The following is a 22,335-nucleotide window of genomic DNA, read 5'->3' as shown; positions in this document are numbered from 1 at the left end:
CGAGCGCCGTGGCACAGCACCCATACTCGGCGGGCGATTCTTCGCTTTCCGAATGGCCACCAGATGTCCGTGAGGCCGCCACGGAGTTCATCGGAAACCTCCGGATGATGGCTACCGGCAGCTACCTGCGCGCCGAGGAGCGACAGCATTGGGACCCGCCGTACCCGGAGTCTGCGGTGGACGAGGCCCAGGCAGAGCTGGTGACCATCGGGGAGGCGATCCTGGGCGGGGCAGATCCTCAGGAGACCTCCCTGGCCGGGGCCCGCAGGATCATCGCAATCTCCGACGCCAACGGCGGGCTGCTCCTGGATAGCGAGGAGCTGGACGAGCTGCTGGTGTTCCTCAGTCGACTCACTGCCACGGTGGGTGGGGAAGCCACGGTGATCTGCGACGCCGTGCGCGAACTCGTCGAGGAGTAGCCCTTTAAGCCCCCTGGGGCTGGACACTTGCCCCGATAGTGGTGCGACTATTCACCCCACTATCGGGGCTCCTTGCAACCTTCGGGGGAGACGCGTGCCACAATAGGGGCGTGAGCAATCCCAAGAATTTTGATTCCCTATTCGCGGAGCTTTCCGAGAAGGCGCGCACCCGTCCAGAAGGCTCCGGCACCGTCAAAGCCCTCGACGCCGGTGTCCATTTCCAAGGCAAGAAGATCGTCGAAGAGGCTGGGGAAGTGTGGCTGGCCGCCGAGTACGAGTCGGATGAGGAGCTGGCCGAGGAGATCTCCCAGCTGCTGTACTGGCTACAGGTCGTGGCAGTCGGCCGGGGCCTCAGCCTCGAGGACATCTACAAGCATCTTTAGGCCCAGCTAGAAGCCCGAACTAAACGCACGGAACCCGACTGCGCCGCACCCATCACTGCGGCGGCGCTGCACAGTATCCACCACGCAAGGAGCCACATGTCCCAGGTCGCGCCCAACCTGAACGCCCCGATTCCTAAAGACAACGCCTCTGATTCCGGTGAGCGCTACCTGCGCGTCGCCGTCCCGAACAAGGGTTCGCTCTCGGAAGCCGCGACGAACATCCTCAAGGAGGCGGGTTACACCACCCGCGCTGATTCCAAGGCGCTGACCGCGGTCGACCACGAGAACCAGGTTGAGTTCTACTTCCTGCGCCCGAAGGACATCGCCATCTACGTCGCCTCCGGCCACCTCGACATCGGAATCACGGGCCGCGATCTTGCCGCAGATACCCGCGAGGAAACCGCCGAGCTGCTGCCGCTGGGCTTCGGGGCCTCCACCTTCCGCTACGCCGCCCCGATGGGCGAGGGCTGGACGGTCGAGAAGCTGGTGGGCAAGCGCATCGCCACCGCCTACCCGAACCTCGTGCGTAAGGACCTGAAGAACCGGGGCATCGACGCCACGGTGATCCGCCTGGACGGCGCGGTGGAGATCTCCATCCGCCTGGGCGTGGCCGACGCGATCGCCGACGTGGTCTCCACCGGCCGCACCCTCCGCACGCAGGGCCTGGAGCCTTTCGGCGAGCCGCTGTGCGTCTCCGAGGCCGTCATGATCGGCCGCAAGGGGGCCGAGATGGACGAAGCAAAGCAGGTGCTGCTGAAGCGCATGGAGGGCATCCTGCACGCCCAGAACTACGTCATGCTGGACTACAACGTCTCCCGGGACGTGCTGGACGAAGCTGCCGCCATCACCCCGGGGCTCTCGGCCCCGACCGTCTCCCCGCTGGCTAATGAAGGCTGGGTCGCGGTGCGCGCAATGGTGCCACGCAAGCAGGCCAACGCGCTGATGGATTCGCTGTCCGCCCTGGGGGCGGAGGCGATCCTCGCAACGGATATCCGCATCGCCCGTATCTAGCGGATTCGCCTTATCCCTCAACGGGGTCGCCGTCGTGGCGGCCTCCTTTTTCTTCCACGGCTACCCCAGGGGAGATAGCCCCGCGCCCGCAGCGCGCCGTTTCTTCTACACTCTTTAAGTACACCCGTTCCTGCACCGGTCAGCGAGAGCGTCCCTATGCTCCGCCGCACCGGGACATCAGTACGGCTCCCAACACCCCTTAACGCCTGTGGCGATTGACGCGAAAGTTTAGGTGGCAGTTTCACATGGCACACCGCCCCAAGCCCTCCCCGAACTCCCAAAGCTCCAGCGACGGGCACGTCCTGAGCTCGACGGACATCATCACCTCAGCCGAATCCTCCTCCCTGGAAGCCCGCAGCGGCGCACACTACCGCCTGGAGGAAGACCTGCTGGGCACGATGAAGGTTCCGGCAGACGCCTACTACGGAATCCACACCCTCCGAGCAGTGGATAACTTCCAGATCTCCCGCACGAACATCAACCACATCCCGGAGCTCATCCGCGGCATGGTGATGGTGAAGAAGGCCGCCGCGATGGCCAACATGCGGGTCAAGGCTCTGCCCATCGACAAGGGCGAGGCGATCGTCGCGGCCTGCGATGCGGTGCTCGAGGAACACCGCGCGATGGATCAGTTCCCCATCGACGTCTTCCAAGGCGGGGCAGGGACGTCCCAAAACATGAACACCAACGAGGTCATCGCGAACCTCGCGCTGGAGCACCTCGGGTACCCGAAGGGCCGCTACGACATCATCAGCCCGAACGATGACGTCAACATGTCCCAGTCCACCAACGACGCCTTCCCAACTGGGCTGCGCCTGGGCCTCCACTTCGATATCGACGAACTGCTCAAGCACCTGGCTGCGCTGGAGCGCGCGCTATTCGCTAAGGCTCAGGAGTTCGACCACATCATCAAGATGGGCCGAACCCAGCTGCAGGACGCCGTCCCGATGTCCCTGGGCCAGGAGTTCCGCGCCTTCGCGAACAACATCGCCGAGGAGTCCGCGCAGCTCAGGCACGCGCAGTCCCTGCTGCGACAGGTCAACCTGGGTGGCACCGCGATCGGCACCGGCGTGAACACGCCCCCAGGCTACCGCCAGGCGGCAATCGCATCCCTGCGGGAGATCACGGGCCTGGACATCACCTCCGCGTACGACCTGGTGGAGGCAACCAGCGACACCGGTGCGTTCGTCAACACCCACGCGGCAGTGAAGCGCACCGCGATGAAGCTGTCGAAGATCTGTAATGACCTGCGTCTGCTGTCCTCCGGCCCGCGCGCCGGCCTGGGGGAGATCAACATCCCACCTCGCCAGGCGGGTTCCTCGATCATGCCGGCGAAGGTCAACCCGGTGATCCCTGAGGTCGTCAACCAGATCTGCTTCAAGGTCTTCGGCAACGACGTCACCGTCTCCATGGCCGCCGAGGCCGGCCAGCTCCAGCTCAACGTCATGGAACCGGTCATCGCGCAGTGCGCCTTCGAATCCATTCGCTTCATGGCGCGGGCCTGCACCACGCTGCGCACGCTGTGCGTCGTGGACATCACCGCGAACGAGGACGTCTGCCGCAACTACGTCGAGAACTCGATCGGCATCATCACCTACCTCAACCCCCTGATCGGCCACCACAATGGCGACCTGATCGGCAAGGAGGCCGCGGCGACCGGGAAGTCGGTGCGCGAACTCGTCTTGGAGAAGGAGCTGCTCGACGAGGACACCCTCAACGAGGTGCTGAGCACGGAGAACCTGCTCAACCCGATGTACCGGGGTCGCCGCTACGAGTAGGCGCTAGCGGACCTCCGGGTACTCCGGGGGAGTGCCGCCGAATGCGGGGCAGAGCTCCTGGAAGGAGCACCAGTCGCAGAGCTTGGAGGTCTTCGGCTGAAAGTCCCCGCTATGGATGTCAGCGAGGATGCGGTCCCAGAGTTCGCGCAGGTCGCGCTCGAAGTACTGCAGCTCAGCGGGGGTGGGCTGCAGCACCAGGTCGTCGGCCACCTTCAAGTACATCAGCCGAAGCTGGGCCGGGATCAGGTCGTGCAGCCGCCAGTAGACCAGGGCGTAGAACTTCATCTGGAACAGCGCCTGGGCGGCGAAGCGCGGTGGCGGCTTCTTTCCGGTCTTGTAGTCGACGACGCGTACCTGGCCATTCGCGGCGACGTCCACCCGGTCGATGAAGCCGCGGACAGGGACCCCGTTGGGCAGGGTGGCTTCGACGAACTCCTCGACCTCGTGGGCGTCGAAGCCCTGGGGGTTTTCCATCTGGAAGTACCCCTTGACCAGGGCGCGGGCGTCGACGAGGAAGTCGTAGAGCTGGTCTTCCGGAACGAGCTCGTTCAGATCGGTGTCCTTGCCCACCATCTTTGCCCACGCGGGCTTCAGCATCTTCACCGCGGCCGGGTAGGTGCGCTGCTCGCGGGGCAGGGCGTGGAGTTCCTCGAGCACCGCGTGGACGAGGGTTCCCTTCACCTGCGCGATCGTCTTGGGTTCCGGCAGCTTGTCGATGCTGCGGAAGCGGTAGAGCAGCGGGCACTGCTGATAGTCCCCGGCGCGGGAGGGGGAGAGCGCCAAGCGGTCGAGGGAGACCTTCGGCTGCGGTTTCTCGGTCGGGGTGGACACTAATTCTCCTTCGGCTTTGTTCTCGGTTTTCGGGCCACCGCAGGGGCTCTGCGAAGCGTGGCTGCGGTGGGCTACAGCGGCAGGCCGGCGCGACGTCGATGGTCGCGGACCAGCTGGTTGATCGCCACGGTCGCCAGGGTGATCAGCGTCATCAGCTCGACGGCGTGGATACCCAGCATCCGGTAGGCCAGGGCGCCGGCGATCGCCCCGACGGACAGGCTCAGCCACAGCGAGAGGTTGAGGATCCAGACGAGGTGACGGCCGTCGAAGAACGCGTCGACGAAGCGCTGCCCCGTGCGCACCAGCGTGCCCGTCATATACGTCAGCGGGATAGCGACCTCGCCGTTGCGTTCGAAGATGCTGTTCATGGTACCCACGCCGATGGACAGGGCGATGATGGCCGCGCTGTGGTGCTCCAGCTCGATCAGGACGCTGGAGAGGACGAACCAGAAGCTGACGTTGACGAGGACGAACTCCCGGCTCCGGGTCTCGTCCAAGGCGCGGACCACGATGCGTTTCGTAAACGCACCGTTGATCACGCCGATCAGGAAGAAGATGATGCAGCCGCCGGCCACCCTCACCATGTCCCAATTGCCGTCGACGATGGCGGTGGCGGAGCGGGTGGTGTTGCCGGACATGAAGGAGAGGAACACCCCGCCCAGGTAGAGAAAACCCACCGAGTCGATAAAGCCGGCGATGAAGGCGAATACGCCTGCCAGCACCCGTTCCCCGAGACGCGATTCCATCATAGTGATTTGAGAGTCTAGTAGGTTAGGGTTTTCCTATGGCTTATACCGGACCTTTTACCGCCGGAGACCGCGTCCAGTTGACCGACGCGAAGCGGCGACACTTCAGCATCACCCTGACCCCGGGGGAGAGCTTCTTCACCCATAAGGGCGAGATTCGTCACGACGACATCATCGGCGCGGACGAGGGCACCGTCGTGGAGTCCAGCGTGGGCGGGGAGTACCTCTGCTTCCGTCACCTCCTGGTCGACCAGGTGCTCTCCATGCCGCGTGGCGCAGCGGTGATCTACCCGAAGGATGCCGCACAGATCCTGGTGGAGGGGGATATCTTCCCCGGCGCGACGGTGCTCGAGGCTGGTGCTGGTTCCGGCGCGATGTCCAGCTGGCTGCTGCGCGCGGTCGGTGAGCACGGGAAGGTCATCAGCTATGAAGTCCGCCAGGATCACCTTGACTACGCGGTGAGCAACGTCCACAACATCATGGGTGGGAAGCCGAAGAACTGGGACGTGCGCCTGGGCGACGTCAAGGAGGCCACCCGCGAGTCCGTGGGCGAGGTCGACCGCGTCCTGCTGGACATGCTGGAACCGTGGGAGGTTCTGGAGACGGTGCGAGACGTCCTCGTCCCGGGCGGGGTGTTCATGACCTACGTGGCCACCGTCCCGCAGCTGATGAAGGTGATGGAGGGCATCCGGGAGCTGGGGTGCTTCACTGAGCCGCGCGCTTGGGAGTCGCTGGTGCGCGAGTGGAAGGTGGAGGGCTTGGCCACCCGGCCGGAGCACCGCATGAACGCGCACACCGCGTTCCTCATCTGGGCCCGTCGCCTGGCGGATGGCGTGACCGCCCCGCGGCCACAACGGCGGGCACGGCGCTAGAGCGATCCGAGTACGGCTGCCGGGGCGCGCTTCCCGGTGGCCTCTCCGCTAGGCCTACCGGCAGGTTTTGGGCTGCGGGGCCTTCAGTAGGATTGGTGGCATGACTGCGCAGAATCCCTCCGATCAGCCTTCGCCCACCGCCCGCGAATTGCGGCTGGCCAATCATCGGTTGGGGGCCCAGAACGAGAAGCTCACCGAGGCGCTGAAGGCCTCCCGCGAGAAGCTGGCGGAAATCAATTCCCGCCTGGCGGATATGGCGGAGCCGCCGAGTACCTACGGCACGCTGCTGCAGCTCAACGGCTCGGGGAAGACCGCGGAGGTCTTCACCTCGAACCGCCACATGCGCCTGGCTGTCTCCCCGCTGCTGGACCGGATGGATCTGCAGCCCGGGGTGACGGTGCGGCTGGGGGAGAATCTCCAGGTCGTGGAGGTCACCGGCTTCGCTGATTCTGGCGACGTCGCCGCGGTCGTCGAGGTCGTCGGTGATCGCCTGATCATCGCGGACAAGCTGGGGGAGGAGTCGATCGTCAAGGCTGCCCGCCCGCTGCAGTCCCTGATCACGAACCGGGAGCTCACCACCGGCGATAGCGTGGTCGTCGACCGTCGCAGCGGCTGGGCCTTCGACATGATCCCCCGGGCCGAGGTCACCTCCCTGGTGCTGGAGGAGGTCCCGGACGTCAGCTACGAAAACATCGGCGGCCTGAGCAATCAGATAGAGCAGATTCGGGACGCGGTGGAGCTGCCCTTCCTGCACCCGGAGATTTACCGCCACTACGGGCTGCGCCCACCGAAGGGCGTGCTGCTCTACGGCCCGCCCGGCAACGGCAAGACGCTCATCGCCAAGGCAGTGGCCAACTCGCTGTCGAAGTCCATGGGCTCCAGCGACAAGGCGTCCCGCTTCGCGGATTCCTACTTCCTCAACGTCAAGGGCCCGGAGCTGCTGAATAAGTTCGTCGGTGAGACGGAACGCCAGATCCGGCAGATCTTTGAGCGCGCCCGCAAGATCGCCCACGCCGGTAAGCCGGTGATCGTCTTCTTCGACGAGATGGAGGCCATCTTCCGCACCCGTGGCACCGGAGTGTCCTCGGACATGGAGTCCACGGTCGTCCCGCAGCTGCTCTCCGAGCTGGACGGCGTGGAGGGGCTGGATAACGTCATCGTCATCGGCGCCTCGAATCGCGAGGAGCTCATCGACCCCGCCATCCTGCGCCCGGGCCGCCTGGATGTGAAGATCCGGGTGGACCGCCCCGACCAGGACGCCGCACTCGACATCCTGTCCAAGCACATCGACGCCTCTCTCCCGCTGGATGCGGACCTGGTGGCGGAGCACGGTGGCAAGGAGGAGGCCGCGGCCGCGCTGTGCCGCATCATCGCCGAGGAGCTCTTCCGCCAGGATGCCGCGCACCGCTACGTGACCCTCCACCTGGCGGATGGGCAGACCAAGGATCTGTACTGGGCGGACTTTGTCTCCGGCGCGATGCTGGCCAATATCGTCGATCGTGCGAAGACCTTCGCGATCAAGCGCGCCCTGTCGCAGACCGCAAGCACGAGCGAGGCTGCCACCGAGGGCGGGCTGAGCACCGCGGACGTCCTCGATGCCATCACGGCGGAGATCAACGACAGCGAGAACCTGCCGGACACAACCAACCCCACGGAATGGGCACGCATCTCCGGGCACGGCACCGGCCGGGTCGTGGACATCACCCTGGCGGACTAGGCCGAACTGGAAACTAAGCCCGACGAGAGAACACTTTTCGACTCCTGGAAGGAAAACTCTGGTGAACGCTCAGAAGGATAACGAGGCCACCGGCTACGTGCTCGGCTCCGAGACGGAGTTCGGCATCGTCGCCGTCGACGCCCCGGAAGCCAGCCCCGTGTACACGAGCACTCAGGCGGTCGTCGCCTACGCGGAGGTCTCCGGGCAGGGAGTCAACCGCCGGACCCGCTGGGACTATGACTCGGAGTCCCCACTCCGCGACGCCCGTGGCTTCGACCTGCGCCGCTACCGTTCCGGCGCGGCCCCCAGCTACGACCCGAACGCGGTGGGCATCGCCAACGTCATCACCCCGGCGGGTGCGCGTTTCTACGTGGACCACGCCCACCCGGAGTATTCCTCGCCTGAGGTCACCTGCGCCTATGACCTGGTGGTCTGGGATCAGGCCGGCGACCGGGTCATGCACGCGGCTGCGCAGGCAGCGGGTCAGGTCGAGGGCCAGCCGGAGCTGAAGATCTACAAGAACAACGTGGACGGCAAGGGCGCGTCCTATGGCGCCCACGAGAATTACCTCTACCCGCGCAGCCTCAACGTCGAGGACGTGCACCAGGCGCTGGTCCCGCACTTCGTCACCCGCCAGATTTACGCCGGTGCGGGCCGCGTGGGTCTCGGGCAGGCGGGGGAGCAGGCGGGCTTCCAGATCTCCCAGCGCGCCGACTACATCGAGACGGAAGTATCCCTGGAGACCACCCTGAACCGCGGCATCGTCAATACCCGCGACGAACCACACGCCACCGCGGATGATTGGCGCCGCCTCCACGTGATCATCGGCGATGCGAACTTGAGCCAGTTCGCGACCTACCTGCGCTTCGGCACCACCGCGTTGGTGCTCAAGGCCGTCGAGGCGGGCGCCGATTTCAGCGACATCGTGCTGATCGATCCCGTCGAGGATGTCCGCCGGGTCTCCCGCGACCTGGAGTTGAAGACCCCGCTGCGCCTTTACGGCAACACCACCGCCACCGCGATCGAGCTGCAGCGTAGGATCCGCGAGACGGTCATTGGCGCCCTCGAACCGGCAGGAAAGCTCACCACCGACGAGCAGCGAGTGCTCGCGCTGTGGGAGGAGATCCTGGACGACCTGGAAGCTGATCCGCTGCGCACCTCCGACCGGCTGGACTGGACGGCGAAATACGCGCTGCTGCAGGGATACCGCGCCCGGGGCTTGGAGTGGTCGGATCCGCGGATGGCGCTGATCGATATCCAGTACCACGACATTGACCCGGCCCGCGGGCTGTACCACGCGCTCGTCGCGCGCGGGAAGATGCGCACGCTGGTCGACGATTCCGAGATCGCCGCGGCCGTCGACACCCCGCCCCGGGGGACGCGGGCCTGGCTGCGTGGGGCGCTGGTTAAGCACTACGCCCCAAAGATCCTGGCCACGAACTGGGATAGCGTCGTCCTGGAGCACCCGCACGACGGGCACCCGGCGCTGCGCGTGGGGCTGCCTGAGCCGCTGCAGTCCACGGCCGGCAGTTTCGCCGGCACCGTACTAGAGAATCTCGCGGAGGCCGAGCCGGGCCAGGCGCCGGAGTTCTCCGAGGTGGCGGCCGCGCTGATCGCCGCTCTGCCCGAGCGCGTGATGGGCGTGGGCTAGCGCCGACCGCGCCCGGGAGCCCAGGTAATGTGAAGGTCAACTAATCAACGTTTGAGGAGATAGGCATGGCAAACGCTCAGCAGCAGGTCTTCGGCGGCGGGGGCGGCGACGACGCCGAGAACAACGACGCCCCGCAGCAGGGTTCGGGCACCCAGCAGGTCAACGTCACCGGGACGGACGACCTCCTGGACGAAATCGACGGACTGCTGGAGACCAATGCCGAGGAATTCGTCCGCTCCTACGTCCAGAAGGGCGGACAGTGAGCCCGGTGACCGGAGAAGCCACGCCAACGGAGCAGGCAGCTGCGGAGAATCCCGTCTACGTCCGCCGCATCATGGGGCTGGAGACCGAGTACGGCATCACGAACGTCCTCGACGGCACGCGCCGCCTCGGGCCCGATGAGGTGTCCCGGCTGCTGTTTTCTCCCATCGTGGAGAAGTACCGCAGCTCCAATATCTTCACCGAGAACGCCTCCCGCCTGTACCTGGATGTGGGCGCGCACCCGGAGATCGCGACCGCGGAGTGCGATAGCCTGCACCAGTTGCTCGCTTACGATCGCGCGGGTGACGAGCTCGTCCAGCAACTGGCGAGCCGCGCCGAGGAAGAGCTGGCCGGCAACGGTGTCGGCGGGCACGTCTTCCTGCTGAAGAACAACACCGACTCGATGGGCAACTCCTACGGCTGCCACGAGAACTACCTGATCAGCCGCAATGTGCTGCTCAAGCACCTATCCTCCCAGCTGCTGCCCTTCCTGGTGACCCGCCAGCTGATCTGCGGGGCGGGCAAGCTCACGATCCCAAGCCCGGGCGCCCCGAATGAGAACTTCGAAGCCGGGTTCATGATGAGCCAGCGGGCGGACTACATGTGGGAGGGCATTTCGAGTGCCACCACCCGTTCCCGGCCGATCATCAACACCCGCGACGAGCCGCACGCGGACTCCTCGAAGTACCGCCGCCTGCACGTGATCGTGGGGGACTCGAACATGTCCGAGACCACCACCGCGCTGAAGATCGGTTCCGCGCTACTGGTCCTCGAGATGATCGAGGCGGGCGTAGAGCTGCCGAACTACGAGCTGGCCAACGAGATTCGAGCCATTCGGGACATCGCTCGGGACTTCACGGGGCTCACCGAGCTCAAGCTGCGCAGCGGCGAGACTGCCACCCCACTGGAGATGCAGCGCACCTTCCACGCCGCTGCGGTGCAGTGGCTGGAGCGTCGCCCAGAACCAGAGTGCGTCGATGGGCGTTGGCTGGGCACCCCGCGCGAGCAGCTCGAGCCGGTGGTGGAGCTGTGGGGTCGTGTCCTGGACTGCTTCGAGACCGGGGATTTCTCCCCGGTGGATACCGAGATCGACTGGGTGATCAAGAAGAAGCTGCTGGACGGCATGGCCTCCCGCCACGGGCTGGAGCTGACCGATCCGCGGCTGGCGCAGATTGACCTGCGCTATCACGATATTCACCCCACCCGTGGGCTGTTCAACGTGCTGAAGCGCCGCGGCCAGGCCGCCTCGATCTTGAGCGAGGAGCAGATCCGCGAGGCGATGGACCAGGCTCCGACGACGACTCGCGCGGCGCTGCGTGGACGCTTCCTCGCCGCCGCGCGGGAGCACGGCTGTGCCACTACCGTGGATTGGATGCGGCTGAAGATCAACGGTGAATTCGGCAGCGAGGTTGCGCTCCCGGACCCGTTTGCGGCCACGGATCCGCAGGTGGACGAGATGATCGCCAGCATGGCCGATTTCGGCGGTGCCGACGCGCCCGCGCGGGGTTAAGCACTGATGGTGGGTCCAGGAAAGCCCGGCAGCGCCGGGTCCCGCAACCGGCCAGTGAAGGTGACCTGGCAGCAGGGCGCGAGCAGGCTATTCAACCTGGTCATCGGCCTGCTCAACGCCCCAAGCCCGCGGCCGACCGCCTGGGTCGTCGAGAATATTGAGGGCTATTCCGGGCAGCTCAAGTCCCGGGAACGCGTGTTCCACCGGGACCGGGAGTCGCTGCGCCAGCTGGGGATTCAGCTGAGCCACGAAAGCCGGGAGGGGCAGGACTACTGGCTACTGCGACCCGAGCAGGTCTTCCTCCCGGATCTGGACCTCTCGGAAGCCGAGCTGCAGGTGTTGGCGACCGCCACGCAGTGGGCACGCCAACCGGTGGACTCCGCGATGGCTGGCCCCACGGCGCAGGCGCAGCTGAAGCTCGCCGGCGCGGGGCTCAGCAGGGTCGACGATACCGCCGTGGTTCAGCCCGTCCCCGACATGGTGGAACTGGATCCGCGCAGCGTCGATGCTATTTTCCGCGCCACCCAGCGCGGGCTGCGGATGACTTTCTGGTACTACCCGGCCTACTTGGTCGAGCCGGAGCAGCGCACGCTGGATCCGTGGGCGGTCGCCGGGATCGATGGGCGGCTATACGTCACTGGTTTCGACGTCGACCGGGGTGCCCAGCGCACCTTTCGCCTGGCCAGGCTCTCCGATGTTCGGGCGGAGGCGCAGTTCGTCGAGCACCAGGCGCCCACCGACCCCGCGACCGGTCAGCCGGTGCCGGCCGGCGAGTTGATTCGCCGCGGGCTGGCGGGGCACCAGACGAAGGTCACGGCTAACGTGCTGTTCACGGGGGACGGCGCCATCGAACTTCAGGACATGGCCAGCGAGCTCCGCGATACGCCCGAAGGGCGAGTGGGGACGGTCGGGCCGGTGGATCGTGATTGGCTAGTGCAGACGGCGGCGAGCTATGCCCCGGATGCAGTGCTGCTGGAGCCCCAGCAGCTCGTCGTTGAGGTCCTCGACCTTCTGCAGCGCGCCCAGCAGTTGGGCACCCAGGAAAAGATCTCAGCCACGCAGCCTACGGATACTGACGCCGCGACCTTAGATGGCGGTTCAGCTGTGGACGAGCAAGAGCCGGATTTCATGGAGCCGCATACCCCTGGTCAGGCCATGGACGACGAACTGGCCGACGTCCAGGCGCCGCCGGTCAACCTCGTCGCCCAGCAGTTCGCCCAGACACTTTCGGTACTGGCCTGGTTCCAGGCCCACCCGCGTGGCTCCTTCATGCGGGCTTCCCGCGACCTGGGACTCAGCGTGGCCCAAATCCAGCACGAGCTCAAGCAACTGAGCATGTGCGGGCTGCCGGGCTACTATCCGGGCTCACTGGTTGAAATCGCGATGGACCGCACCACCGCGGAGGCGCAATTCACCGCCGGGTTGGACGGCCCGGTGCGGCTGAGCACGGTGGAGGCCGGCGCGTTGCTGCTCAACCTGGAAGCGGTCCGGGACGCTGTCCCCGCCGAGCAGCGGGAAGCCGTGGACTCGGTGACCGAGAAGCTGCGTGGCCTCCTGGAGGGCAAGCAGGGCGTGGCCAACCAGCCTTCGACGGGCACCGATGCCGGTCCCTCTCAAGTCGGCATCATCACCCCGGAGCACCAGGAAACGGCTGCGCAACGCCAGCCCAACGCCCCGGAGAACACTGTGGAGTCCACCCTGGAGCTGCTGCGCACCGCACTCGCGGAGAGGTGTGTCGTGGACTGCGAGTACCTCACTCTCAGCCGGGATCAGCGCAGTAGCCGCCGCCTGGTGCCGGATGCGATCCGCATGATCGAGGGCAACGCCTATCTACTGGCGCGCAGCCTCGATGACGCGGGAGTGGTGGACGAGACCCCGAAGAACTTCCGGGTTTCCCGCATGAGCGAGGTCACGCTCGGGGAGGAGTCCAGTGCACCGGCACGATTGTCCACCGAGGTCGATGCAACCGATCCCTTCGACTTCGGTGCGGCCGCCGACTGGGCCTACTTCCGCCTATCCGACTCCGCATTGTGGATGCTGGAGTACTTCCCGCTGTGGCAGGACGCCGACGCGGGAGTCGGCGGCGTAAGCGAAGACGCCCGAACCGAAGCCACCTCCGTTAAAACCAGCCCCGAGAGCCGGAGCACCGCTGTGACGATGCCGGACACCGGGGCCTGGCTGGAGCGCTTCTTGATCGCCCATGCCGGTCAGGTCGCGGAACTCTCAACCCCGGGCCTCGCCGGACGCGTCGCGCGACGCGCGGAAACAGGGCTGGGGGTTTATCGGGACCGTTTCCCCGATGTAAGCTGAAGACTGAGATTTTTAACGCTGGTCCTGAAAGGCAAAAACCTTCATGCTCTCTGGTAGCCACATCCTCATCCTGTTGCTGGTTGTCCTTCTCGTGTTCGGCGCATCCCGCCTGCCGAACGCAGCCCGTTCCCTCGGCCGTTCGATGCGCATCTTCAAGTCCGAGATGGACGAGATGCGCACCGATAACCCAGAGCAGAACGGGCAGGAGGCCATCGAGCAGCAGCGCGCGCCGCAGCCTAATCCAGCGCAGCAGCAGAATCAGAACAGCAACTAGGTAGAAACTCGCGCCCAGCTTCGCCGCGTTTCCGCTTTTCCGCATGAGTAACACCCCTCAGGCAGCACGCACAGCCCAGCGGCCCCGCCGCCGGGCTTTTCGCCGTGCCAACCAACGCCCAACCGACGGCGCGATGAGCATCGTCGAGCACATTCAGGAACTCCGCCGCCGCCTCATTATCGCGGTCATCGCAATCCTGATCGGCACGATCCTGGGCTACCTCTGGTACGGCACCAACGTGGGCCCGCTCCGCAGCCTGGGGGAAATCCTCCGCGAGCCTTATTGCAAACTCCCTTCCGAGGTGCGCTTCGGTGCCGCGACCGGGGAGTGTCGCCTGCTGGCCACCGGCCCCTTCGAGATGTTCCTGCTGCGCTTGAAGGTCGGTTTCATCGCCGGCATCGTGCTCTCCGCTCCGGTGTGGATCGGCCAGATCTGGGGCTTCATCACCCCGGGACTGAAGAAGAATGAGCGCCGCTGGGCGGTCTCGGTGTCACTGGTAGCAACACTGTTTTTCTTCTTCGGCGCCGCGCTGGCCTACCTCGTCCTGCACCACGGCCTGCACTTCCTCCTCACGGTCGGCGACGAGGCCCAGATCACCGCGCTGAAGGGCAGCGAGTATTTCAGCTTCGTCCTCATCCTCCTGCTCGTCTTCGGCGTCAGCTTCGAGCTGCCACTGTTCACGGTGCTGCTGAGCTTCGCGGGTCTACTGCGCTACGACAGCATCAAGACGAAGCGCCGCTACATCATCGTCGGTCTCTTCGCCTTCGCGGCCTTCGTGACCCCGGCTGACCCGTTCTCCATGCTGGCGCTCGGCTGCGCACTGACCCTGATGATGGAGATCGCCTACCTGATCATCCGTTTCAACGATAAGCGCCGGGATAAGCGGCAGGCCCAGGCGGCAGACGCTCCTGGTTCCGAGATTCGCCCCTCCGGCGCGGTCGCGCCAGCCGAGGCTGTCGAACGCGCCGAGCCGATCAGGGCCTCCCAGGGCATCGCGGGTCAGGCACCGGCAGACCCGGGCATGGGACGGCGGAACTCCTTCAACTACGCCGAGATCTTCGACGAGGACAACTAAACACCACCGCAGCCCCAATGAGCAGCAGACCGGGGATTGAGTGTCTGCCCGAACCGACGTCCTGAAACGCGTGAGCAACAGCGAGCGGATAGACTCGGTATACATATGGCTAACAGCGCTACGTGCAACGCAAAAAACTACCCCACGCTGGTCGAAGAGTTCCGGAAGGAATACGACTTCGAACTCGATGAATTCCAGCTTGACGCAGCCGCTGCGATCGCCGAGGGCAGGGGAGTGCTCGTGGGAGCACCGACCGGTGCCGGCAAGACGATCGTCGGCGAATTCGCGGTCTACATGGCCTTCCACGGTGGCGGGGCCTGCTTTTACACCACGCCGATCAAGGCACTGAGCAACCAGAAGTACCACGACCTGTGCGCCAGCTACGGCGAAGAGAACGTCGGGTTGCTCACGGGCGACGTGACGCTCAACCCGGACGCGCCGATCGTCGTCATGACCACCGAGGTCCTGCGCAACATGATCTACGCGGACTCGGACCGGCTGGCCAGCCTCACCCACGTGGTGATGGACGAGGTCCACTTCCTGGCCGACCGGTGGCGTGGGCCGGTGTGGGAGGAGACGATCCTCAACCTGGACCAGCGCGTGACCCTGGTGTCGCTCTCGGCGACGGTCTCCAACGTGGAGGAGTTCGGCGGCTGGCTGCGCACCCTGCGGGGCGAGACGGACATCATCGTCACTGATAAGCGCCCCGTTCCGCTGACCCAGTACATGATGGTCGGTTCGAAGATCATGCGACTGTTCAGCAAGAACGCCGAGCACCTGGCGGGGGAGGACCACCCCGGCGCGATCAACCGTTCCCTGCTCTCGGCGGTGGGCAAGGCTGAGGCCTATGGCAATCAACGCGGGCCCCGCCGCGAGGACGTGGTGCGCCACCTGGAGCAGGCGAAGATGCTGCCGGCGATCTACTTCATTTTCTCCCGCATCGGCTGCGATAAGGCGGTGCAGCAGCTGCTGATCCGGAAGGTGGAGCTCACCACGCCCGAGGAGGCTCGTGAGATCGGCGAGGTCATCGACGAGGGCGTGGCTGGGCTGGAGCCGGCGGATCTGCACATGCTGGGTTTCCGCCAGTGGCGCCGGGCCTTGATGCGGGGCTTCGGGGCGCACCACGCCGGGATGCTGCCGGCGTTCCGGCACATCGTGGAGAAGCTGTTTAGCCGTGGGCTGCTGAAGGTCTGCTTCGCCACCGAGACGCTGGCGCTGGGCATCAACATGCCCGCGCGCACGGTGGTGCTGGAGAAGATGACGAAGTTCAACGGGGAGGCTCACGCGGAGCTGACCCCGGGCCAGTACACGCAGCTGACGGGGCGCGCAGGGCGCCGCGGTATCGACACGGTGGGCAACGCCGTGGTGCTGTGGAGCCCCCAGGTCGATCCCTATGCGGTGGCAGCGCTGGCCTCGGCCCGGACGTACCCGCTGGATTCGACGTTCCGGCCGGGCTACAACATGGCGGTCAACCTCATCGCCACGAAGGGCTGGGCGGAGGCGCACCGGATCCTGGAGCGTTCCTTCGCCCAGTACCAGGCTAATGACACGATCGTGGAGCGCGCGCACGCCGTCGAGCTGCGGCGGCAAGACTTCGACCGGGAGCGTGCAGAGCTGGAGGCCCTGGTGGGACGCACCGAGGCCGCACAGCGGGCCGACGCCGCCGAGCTCACCGAGCAGGTCTTGGACTACGCGGAGCTACGGCGCACGCTGTCCCACGAGGAGCGGCAGGCGAAGCGGGATGCGGCCCTCGAGCGCCAGCAGGAGGTCGAACACCTGCTGCGCTCGATCAACGTTGGTGATGTGATCGCCCTGCCGACGGGCAAGAACCCGGTGACCGCTGTGGTCGTCCGTTCCGATTCTTCCCGCAATCCGCGCCCCACCCTGGTTCTCGACGATGGCTGGGTAGAGCGCGTGGCCGCCGACATGTTCCGTAACACCCCGGTGATCATCGGTCACATGCGGATCCACCGGGGCGTGGAGCGCGCACCGAAGCGCCACGCCCGGGCTGTGGCCTCCCAGCTGCGGCGCATGCACCTGGATAAGCCGAAGAAGATCCGCCCGCACGCCCGCGGGGGTTCGAAGAAGGCCGCGGAGCTGCGCAATCAGCTGCATGTCCACCCGGTTCATTCCTGGGCGGAGCGCGAGGAGCTGGCGAAGAAGGCACAGTCCGTGCTGAAGGCCGGCCGGCGCTGGGAGTACCAGAAGCAGGAATCCGAGCAGCCGGGGGACTCGCTGACCGCCACCTTCGACCGGATCATCGCTCTGCTCGAGGAGCTGGGCTACGTGGAAACCTGGGCGGGTGAGGGCGGTGCCCCGGCGGCGAAGGTCACCGAAGAGGGCGAGAAGCTGGCCCGGATCCACCACGAATCGGATCTGCTGGTGGCCCAGTGCCTCCGCCGCGGGCTATGGGATGAGCTCGACCCGGCCGAGCTGGCTGCTGCGGTGAGTGCCTGCGTGTTTGAGAACCGTCGGGAATCCACCGTGCGCACCCAGTTGCCGACGGATGCGTTGGAGGAGGCGGTGGCGCACACGCTGCGCGTGTACAAGGAGCTTGTCAGCGACGAGGAACGCCACCGCCTGACCGCCACCCGGGAGCCCCAGCTGGGCTTCGCCACGGCGGTTCACCAGTGGGTGGCCGGGGCACCGCTGGAATACTGCCTGCAGGCCGCGGAGGCCTCGGGCGCGGTGCTAACCCCGGGTGACTTCGTCCGCGCCTGTGGTCGGGTGAAGGACCTGCTGGATCAGATCAAGATGACCGGTTATTCCAACGACGTGAGGAAGTCCGCGCGCAAGGCCGTGGACGCGATGCAACGAGGGGTTGTGGCTATCGATGTCTAATATCGCCATTTTCGGCGCCACCAGCGAGATCGGCGAGCACATCGCGCGCCTGCTGGCACCGGGGCAGTCCTTCCTTTTGGCAGGACGCCGGCCTGAAGCTCTGGAAACCTTGGCCGAGGAGCTACGAGGCTTGGGTGCAGAGCGGGTGGAGACCTACTTCTTCGACGCGGCAGATACCGCGAGCCACAGCGGCATCATCGATGAGATGGAGGCGGGCTGCGGGCCGATCGACACCGCCTTCGCCATGTTCGGGGTGCTGGGGGACCAGCAGCTCGCGGAGGAGGACGGTGCTGAGGTCTACCGGGTGCTGCACACGGACTTCACCGCGCAGGCCGTGCTGCTCACGGAGCTATCCCAGCGGATGAAGCGCCGTGGCACGGGCACGCTGGTGGCGTACTCCTCGATCGCCGGTGCCCGGGTGCGCCGCCCGAACTACGTCTACGGTTCCGCGAAGGCCGGCCTGGATGGGTTCGCCCAGGGGATGCAGGACGCCCTGCGGGGCAGCGGGGTGCGGCTGATGGTCGTGCGCCCCGGCTTCGTCATCGGACGGATGACCGAGGGGATGGATCCTGCGCCGATGTCCTCCACCCCTGACGTGGTTGCGAAGGCCACCGTGGAGGCCCTAGAGCGCCGCCGCGACGACGTGTGGATTCCGGGCAAGCTCCGCGTGCTGGCTGCGGTGATGCAGCTGGTTCCGCGTTGGCTGTGGCGGCTCGCGCCGCGTTAGAGCGCTTTTGCTGCCGCCGGGACTACGATGGAATCTCTAACACCGCTGCAGCGTTACTGCTATCAGGTACCGCATGCCGCTGGTGCGCTGATTGTCTTTTAGGAGGACACAGAAAACTTATGCGCAGGAGCTTCTTCCTCTACGTGGTCGTGGAGCTGTTGGCCTTTATTCTGCTGGGCAAGTGGCTCGGCTTCGGCTGGACGATCCTGCTGTACCTGGGGCTGTTCATCCTCGGTGTCGCGATCGCCGCCTGGCAGATGCGTGTGCTGACGGTGCGCGTGCTGCGGGACCGCAGGTCGCCAGGAAAACTAACCGGCGATGCAGCGCTCTCTGCGTTCGGTGCTCTGCTAGTAGCTCTGCCTGGGGTTGTGACGGGGGTCGTGGGCATTCTGTTCATGCTCCCGCCGACCCGCTCGATCGCCCGCCGCAGCATGGGAACCGCGCTGCGCGCGAAGATCACCCGCCTGGGTGGGGAATCCTTCATCGTGTCCTCCCGTGCCAGCGATCCGCAGGTACGCAACATCCCGGGCTGGGGAGAGGTCATTGACCACCGCAGCGAGGAGTTCGGGGACGAGGGTCCTGCCGGGACCGATAGCGCCCGATGAAGCAGTGGCTCGCTAACCTTCCCTCACCGTGGCGGGTGGTGGGAGCCCTTTTTGCGGGCTTCATGGTCTTCGCCTCCTACGAGCCCACCGGGCTGTGGTGGGCAGCCCCGTTGGGCTACGCGCTCTTCTTCGCCGTTGTCACGCAGCGGCACGCAGTCTCGCTCGCCTTCCTCAACTCGCTGGCTACGTATGGCTTTCTCCTGCCGTGGATCGGTGAGTTCGTCGGCGCCTCCGCGTGGATCGCGCTCGCCATCGTGCAGGCGCTCTACGCCTTGCTTTTTGGCCTCGGAGCCCGCTGGTTGCTGCGCTGGGGCAACGGAACCTGGAACTGGCGCAGCATCGTGGGCGCGGCCGCGTTCTTCGTCGCCGTCGAGGGTTTCCGTTCCCACTGGCCGTTCGGGGGCTTCGGTTGGGGACGGCTGGCGTGGGGCCAGGTTTCCGGGCCACTGGCCGCCGATATCCGACTTGGTGGCTCCGCGTTCGTGAGTTTCCTGGTCGTCCTGCTGGGCGGGCTCATCTACCTAGCAGCCCGACCGCCGTACAACACCCGGGCTGCGGTCACCCCGAAGATCCGACTGCAGTACGCCGGCGTGGTGGGCGTTGTGCTGCTGGCCTCCGTCATCTACGGCTCGAGTTTTAGCCAGGAGCCCACCGCGGGCCAGGTCAACGTCGCCGCAATCCAGGGCAACGTCCCCCGAGCTGGCCTGGATTTCGCGGCCCAGCGCCGCGCCGTGCTAAACAACCACGTGCAGCGCACCCACGAGCTGGCGGACTCGGTCGCGACCGGCGAGGCACCGCAGCCTGACGTGGTCATCTGGCCGGAGAACTCCTCCGATGTGAACCCGTTTAAGGACCCGGACGCCTACACCGCCATCGATTCGGCGGTCACGGCAGTCAACGCTCCGGTGATGGTCGGCACCGTCATCGGAAATGAAAACACGATGCTCACCTGGGGCCCTGCCACCAGCAGCGAGCCGGGGCCGGGGGAGAAGCACGTGAAGAAGTTCCTCCAGCCCTTCGGCGAGTACATGCCCTTCCGGGAGATCCTCAAGCACGTCAACGAGAACGTCGAGCGCGCGGGCAACTTCGTCCCCGGCGACGGACCGGGCGTGGTGCGGATGCCCGCTGCCCGCGGGGACGTCCTCGTGGGCGTATCCACCTGCTACGAGATCTCTTTCGACGCCAGCGCCCGCGACGCGGTGCGCAATGGTGCGGAGTTCCTGGCTAGTCCAACGAATAACGCCACCTTCGGCTTCACGGACATGAGCTACCAGCAGCTCGCAATGAGCCGGATGCGGGCGATCGAGACGGACCGGGCGGTCGTCGTAGCCGCGACCTCCGGGGTCTCGGCGATCGTCATGCCGGATGGGGAAGTGGTGGCCCAGAGCCGGCTGTTCCGCCCGGATATCCTGCAGGCCGATATCCCGCTGCGCGATGGCATTACGCCGTCCGTGGCCGCGGGTCCCTGGGTAGAGCTGGGGCTAGCTGCCGCGGGTGTTTTGGGGATAATCGGGGCGTTCCTCGCGTCTCGGCCCACACGGCGCAAGAAAAGCAGATAAACTAATCACATTATGAAGAAGCTCAGCGATAAGACTCTCGTCATCATCCCGACTTTCAACGAGCGCGATAACCTCCCGATCATCACGCGTCGCCTGTTGGAGGCCGAGCCGGAGCGCGTCAACGTTCTGGTCGTCGACGACAATTCGCCGGACGGCACCGGGGACCTGGCGGATCAGATGGCCAAGGACGATTCCCGCATCCACGTACTGCACCGCGAGGGCAAGGGTGGCCTCGGCGGGGCTTACCTGGCCGGTTTCAAGTGGGGCATCGAGAACGGCTATGAGGTTCTCTGCGAGATGGACGCCGACGGCTCCCACGCCCCGGAGCAGCTCCACCTGCTGCTGGACAAGATCGACGATGGTGCAGAGCTTGTCCTGGGTTCCCGCTACGTCAAGGGTGGCAAGACCGTGAACTGGCCGGCAGACCGCAAGTTCCTCTCCCGTGGCGGCAACATCTACGCCTCCATGGCGCTGGGTGCCGGCCTGTCCGACATCACCGGCGGTTACCGCGCCTTCCAGCGCGACCTGCTGGAGCGCATGGACCTCGACGCCGTGGACTCCGCGGGTTATGTCTTCCAGGTGGACATGGCATGGCGTGCTGTTAACGAGGGCGCCGACGTGCGTGAGGTCCCGATTACCTTCACCGAGCGCGAGATCGGCGAGTCCAAGATGAGCAGCCGCATCGTCGGCGAGGCGATGGCTCAGGTGACCCGCTGGGGCTTCCGCCACCGCATGTACCAGGTTCGCCAGCTCATGCGCGAGGGTGCACGTATCGGCGCCGGCACCGTGGAGCGCGCTCTGCAGAGCTAACCGAAAAGCGCAACGCTAAAGGCCTGGTCACGTTGATAACGTGGCCAGGCCTTTGTTCGTGCTGAGGCGAGGGGAGGGTTTAAGCCTTCTCCTGGTCCTTGAGCAGCTTCATGGCCTCGCGGCGGCGCTTACGCAGCAGCTCGATACGCTCCTCCAGCAGCTCGTCGAGCTCCTCCAGGGAGCGACGCTCGAGAAGCATGTCCCAGTGCGTACGTGGCGGCTTCGCAGGCTTGGATTCAATGCCCTCGCCCTCCACGAGGGTGCCCATCTGGCCGTTCTTGCACAGCCAGTCCTGCGGGATCTCGGCGTCGTCAGCGAACGGGACCTCAAAAATTTCGCCGTCCTCAGTCTGGTACTTCACCATCTGACGTGGCGCGAGATCGTGGTCCCGGTCGGTTTCATACGACACGGCACCCATGCGACTGCCTCGCAGTACGCGGTCTGCCATTAGTTCCTCACTTCCGAAGTTCGCTAGCGGCGCCTCCGAGGCGCCATCAACGTAGATAACGCACCGGGTGCGGGTTTTGTTCCCAGTTTTCCCGAAAGGGTTAGGATCTTTAGCCATGAGCACCCCCATTGCGCGCGAAGACTTCCCCCACACGCCGGGGTTCTGCGCGTGGTGCGGGGAGGAAATGCCCGGCCAGAAGCGGGGGAGGCCACGCAAATTCTGCAGCCGGTCCTGCCGCCAACGGGCCTACGAGCAACGTGCGAGCCAGCCGGCGGCGGACTCACCCACGCCCACAAGCACCCGGCTGGGGACTCCAGGGGACACCGGGGATGAGTTGGGGGATCAGCTCTTCGAACTCAGGTGCGCGGCGGAGGACCTCGTCACCGCGATAGACGAGCGTGCAGAGCCCGCCGAGCTGCGTGGCATGGCTACGGACCTGGTGCGGCTGGCGCACCGCGCGGAGCAGCTGAACCACCCCCAACCCCCGGGACGCGCTTAAGCCCCACC

The 22,335-nt window shown here is 65.8% G+C and carries 21 protein-coding genes; 18 read left to right on the top strand and 3 right to left on the bottom strand.

The window, feature by feature from the left end:
- Positions 1-8: 8 nt before the first annotated feature.
- The 4 genes from Q1V78_RS05765 (at position 9) to aspA (ending at position 3,591) form a co-directional block, all read left to right on the top strand.
- The gene (locus Q1V78_RS05765) at positions 9-419 is read left to right on the top strand and encodes a hypothetical protein (RefSeq protein WP_300612587.1); all 411 of its coding nucleotides are present in this window, start codon (positions 9-11) and stop codon (positions 417-419) included.
- 110 nt (positions 420-529) lie between these two features.
- Positions 530-802 carry a phosphoribosyl-ATP diphosphatase gene (locus tag Q1V78_RS05760; protein WP_012360282.1) on the top strand — a complete coding sequence of 91 codons (273 nt, stop codon included), beginning with the start codon at positions 530-532 and terminating at the stop codon, positions 800-802.
- Between the two features lie 96 nt (positions 803-898).
- Positions 899-1,813, top strand: coding sequence for an ATP phosphoribosyltransferase (gene hisG / locus Q1V78_RS05755; RefSeq protein ID WP_300612584.1), 915 nt, complete (start codon positions 899-901; stop codon positions 1,811-1,813).
- Between the two features lie 245 nt (positions 1,814-2,058).
- Entirely contained in the window at positions 2,059-3,591 is a 1,533-nt protein-coding gene (gene aspA, locus Q1V78_RS05750) for an aspartate ammonia-lyase (RefSeq protein ID WP_300612582.1), read from the top strand.
- 3 nt (positions 3,592-3,594) lie between these two features.
- Here aspA and Q1V78_RS05745 read toward each other — a convergent pair whose 3' ends face one another.
- Together Q1V78_RS05745 and Q1V78_RS05740 are read right to left on the bottom strand one after the other, a co-directional pair.
- Positions 3,595-4,422, bottom strand: a complete 828-nt coding sequence (locus Q1V78_RS05745) for a RecB family exonuclease (protein ID WP_300612580.1) — start codon at positions 4,420-4,422, stop codon at positions 3,595-3,597.
- Positions 4,423-4,493: 71 nt separating this feature from the next.
- Positions 4,494-5,171, bottom strand: coding sequence for a YoaK family protein (locus Q1V78_RS05740; protein WP_300612578.1), 678 nt, complete (start codon positions 5,169-5,171; stop codon positions 4,494-4,496).
- A 35-nt stretch (positions 5,172-5,206) separates the two neighbouring features.
- On the opposite strand from Q1V78_RS05740, the gene Q1V78_RS05735 reads away from it, so the two are divergent.
- From Q1V78_RS05735 to Q1V78_RS05675, 13 genes are all read left to right on the top strand, one after another.
- Positions 5,207-6,040, top strand: a complete 834-nt coding sequence (locus Q1V78_RS05735) for a tRNA (adenine-N1)-methyltransferase (RefSeq protein WP_300612576.1) — start codon at positions 5,207-5,209, stop codon at positions 6,038-6,040.
- Positions 6,041-6,140: 100 nt separating this feature from the next.
- Entirely contained in the window at positions 6,141-7,757 is a 1,617-nt protein-coding gene (arc, locus tag Q1V78_RS05730) for a proteasome ATPase (protein ID WP_300612574.1), read from the top strand.
- Positions 7,758-7,818: 61 nt separating this feature from the next.
- The gene (gene dop / locus Q1V78_RS05725; protein ID WP_300612572.1) at positions 7,819-9,408 is read left to right on the top strand and encodes a depupylase/deamidase Dop; all 1,590 of its coding nucleotides are present in this window, start codon (positions 7,819-7,821) and stop codon (positions 9,406-9,408) included.
- Between the two features lie 65 nt (positions 9,409-9,473).
- On the top strand, positions 9,474-9,671 hold the full coding sequence (locus tag Q1V78_RS05720) for a ubiquitin-like protein Pup (protein WP_012360290.1): 198 nt from the start codon (positions 9,474-9,476) through the stop codon (positions 9,669-9,671).
- Positions 9,668-11,179 carry a Pup--protein ligase gene (gene pafA / locus Q1V78_RS05715; RefSeq protein WP_300612568.1) on the top strand — a complete coding sequence of 504 codons (1,512 nt, stop codon included), beginning with the start codon at positions 9,668-9,670 and terminating at the stop codon, positions 11,177-11,179. The genes Q1V78_RS05720 and pafA overlap by 4 nt, the downstream gene beginning before the upstream one ends.
- A gap of 6 nt (positions 11,180-11,185) precedes the next feature.
- A complete protein-coding gene (locus Q1V78_RS05710) occupies positions 11,186-13,489 on the top strand; it encodes a WYL domain-containing protein (protein WP_300612566.1) in 2,304 nt (767 codons plus the stop codon).
- A 43-nt stretch (positions 13,490-13,532) separates the two neighbouring features.
- A complete protein-coding gene (tatA, locus tag Q1V78_RS05705) occupies positions 13,533-13,763 on the top strand; it encodes a Sec-independent protein translocase subunit TatA (RefSeq protein ID WP_300612564.1) in 231 nt (76 codons plus the stop codon).
- A gap of 43 nt (positions 13,764-13,806) precedes the next feature.
- The gene (gene tatC, locus Q1V78_RS05700; RefSeq protein ID WP_300612562.1) at positions 13,807-14,838 is read left to right on the top strand and encodes a twin-arginine translocase subunit TatC; all 1,032 of its coding nucleotides are present in this window, start codon (positions 13,807-13,809) and stop codon (positions 14,836-14,838) included.
- A gap of 105 nt (positions 14,839-14,943) precedes the next feature.
- Positions 14,944-17,679 carry a DEAD/DEAH box helicase gene (locus Q1V78_RS05695; protein WP_300612560.1) on the top strand — a complete coding sequence of 912 codons (2,736 nt, stop codon included), beginning with the start codon at positions 14,944-14,946 and terminating at the stop codon, positions 17,677-17,679.
- Positions 17,672-18,406, top strand: coding sequence for an SDR family NAD(P)-dependent oxidoreductase (locus Q1V78_RS05690; protein ID WP_300612558.1), 735 nt, complete (start codon positions 17,672-17,674; stop codon positions 18,404-18,406). The genes Q1V78_RS05695 and Q1V78_RS05690 overlap by 8 nt, the downstream gene beginning before the upstream one ends.
- Positions 18,407-18,525: 119 nt before the next feature.
- Positions 18,526-19,011: an FxsA family protein gene (locus Q1V78_RS05685; RefSeq protein WP_300612556.1), complete on the top strand. Its 486-nt coding sequence runs from the start codon at positions 18,526-18,528 to the stop codon at positions 19,009-19,011.
- 38 nt (positions 19,012-19,049) lie between these two features.
- Positions 19,050-20,570, top strand: coding sequence for an apolipoprotein N-acyltransferase (lnt, locus tag Q1V78_RS05680; protein ID WP_300612554.1), 1,521 nt, complete (start codon positions 19,050-19,052; stop codon positions 20,568-20,570).
- Between the two features lie 12 nt (positions 20,571-20,582).
- Entirely contained in the window at positions 20,583-21,380 is a 798-nt protein-coding gene (locus Q1V78_RS05675) for a polyprenol monophosphomannose synthase (protein WP_070760240.1), read from the top strand.
- A gap of 79 nt (positions 21,381-21,459) precedes the next feature.
- Here Q1V78_RS05675 and Q1V78_RS05670 read toward each other — a convergent pair whose 3' ends face one another.
- Positions 21,460-21,828: an RNA polymerase-binding protein RbpA gene (locus tag Q1V78_RS05670; RefSeq protein WP_300612550.1), complete on the bottom strand. Its 369-nt coding sequence runs from the start codon at positions 21,826-21,828 to the stop codon at positions 21,460-21,462.
- A 115-nt stretch (positions 21,829-21,943) separates the two neighbouring features.
- On the opposite strand from Q1V78_RS05670, the gene Q1V78_RS05665 reads away from it, so the two are divergent.
- Positions 21,944-22,327, top strand: coding sequence for a hypothetical protein (locus tag Q1V78_RS05665; RefSeq protein WP_300612548.1), 384 nt, complete (start codon positions 21,944-21,946; stop codon positions 22,325-22,327).
- Positions 22,328-22,335: the final 8 nt, after the last annotated feature.

It is taken from the genome of Corynebacterium sp. (assembly GCF_030152825.1).
Classification (GTDB): Bacteria; Actinomycetota; Actinomycetes; order Mycobacteriales; family Mycobacteriaceae; genus Corynebacterium.
Note: the sequence above shows the minus strand (reverse complement) of the source record. Positions and strands in the feature narration are given on the sequence as shown.

What these genes read in the sequence shown, in the direction of transcription:
- hisG (WP_300612584.1), top strand. Translation starts at nt 899, where the DNA reads ATGTCCCAGGTCGCGCCCAACCTGAACGCCCCGATTCCTAAAGACAAC.
- aspA (WP_300612582.1), top strand. Translation starts at nt 2,059, where the DNA reads ATGGCACACCGCCCCAAGCCCTCCCCGAACTCCCAAAGCTCCAGCGAC.
- Q1V78_RS05740 (WP_300612578.1), bottom strand. Translation starts at nt 5,171, where the DNA reads ATGATGGAATCGCGTCTCGGGGAACGGGTGCTGGCAGGCGTATTCGCC.
- Q1V78_RS05735 (WP_300612576.1), top strand. Translation starts at nt 5,207, where the DNA reads ATGGCTTATACCGGACCTTTTACCGCCGGAGACCGCGTCCAGTTGACC.
- arc (WP_300612574.1), top strand. Translation starts at nt 6,141, where the DNA reads ATGACTGCGCAGAATCCCTCCGATCAGCCTTCGCCCACCGCCCGCGAA.
- Q1V78_RS05720 (WP_012360290.1), top strand. Translation starts at nt 9,474, where the DNA reads ATGGCAAACGCTCAGCAGCAGGTCTTCGGCGGCGGGGGCGGCGACGAC.
- Q1V78_RS05710 (WP_300612566.1), top strand. Translation starts at nt 11,186, where the DNA reads ATGGTGGGTCCAGGAAAGCCCGGCAGCGCCGGGTCCCGCAACCGGCCA.
- tatA (WP_300612564.1), top strand. Translation starts at nt 13,533, where the DNA reads ATGCTCTCTGGTAGCCACATCCTCATCCTGTTGCTGGTTGTCCTTCTC.
- tatC (WP_300612562.1), top strand. Translation starts at nt 13,807, where the DNA reads ATGAGTAACACCCCTCAGGCAGCACGCACAGCCCAGCGGCCCCGCCGC.
- Q1V78_RS05695 (WP_300612560.1), top strand. Translation starts at nt 14,944, where the DNA reads ATGGCTAACAGCGCTACGTGCAACGCAAAAAACTACCCCACGCTGGTC.
- Q1V78_RS05690 (WP_300612558.1), top strand. Translation starts at nt 17,672, where the DNA reads ATGTCTAATATCGCCATTTTCGGCGCCACCAGCGAGATCGGCGAGCAC.
- Q1V78_RS05685 (WP_300612556.1), top strand. Translation starts at nt 18,526, where the DNA reads ATGCGCAGGAGCTTCTTCCTCTACGTGGTCGTGGAGCTGTTGGCCTTT.
- Q1V78_RS05675 (WP_070760240.1), top strand. Translation starts at nt 20,583, where the DNA reads ATGAAGAAGCTCAGCGATAAGACTCTCGTCATCATCCCGACTTTCAAC.
- Q1V78_RS05670 (WP_300612550.1), bottom strand. Translation starts at nt 21,828, where the DNA reads ATGGCAGACCGCGTACTGCGAGGCAGTCGCATGGGTGCCGTGTCGTAT.
- Q1V78_RS05665 (WP_300612548.1), top strand. Translation starts at nt 21,944, where the DNA reads ATGAGCACCCCCATTGCGCGCGAAGACTTCCCCCACACGCCGGGGTTC.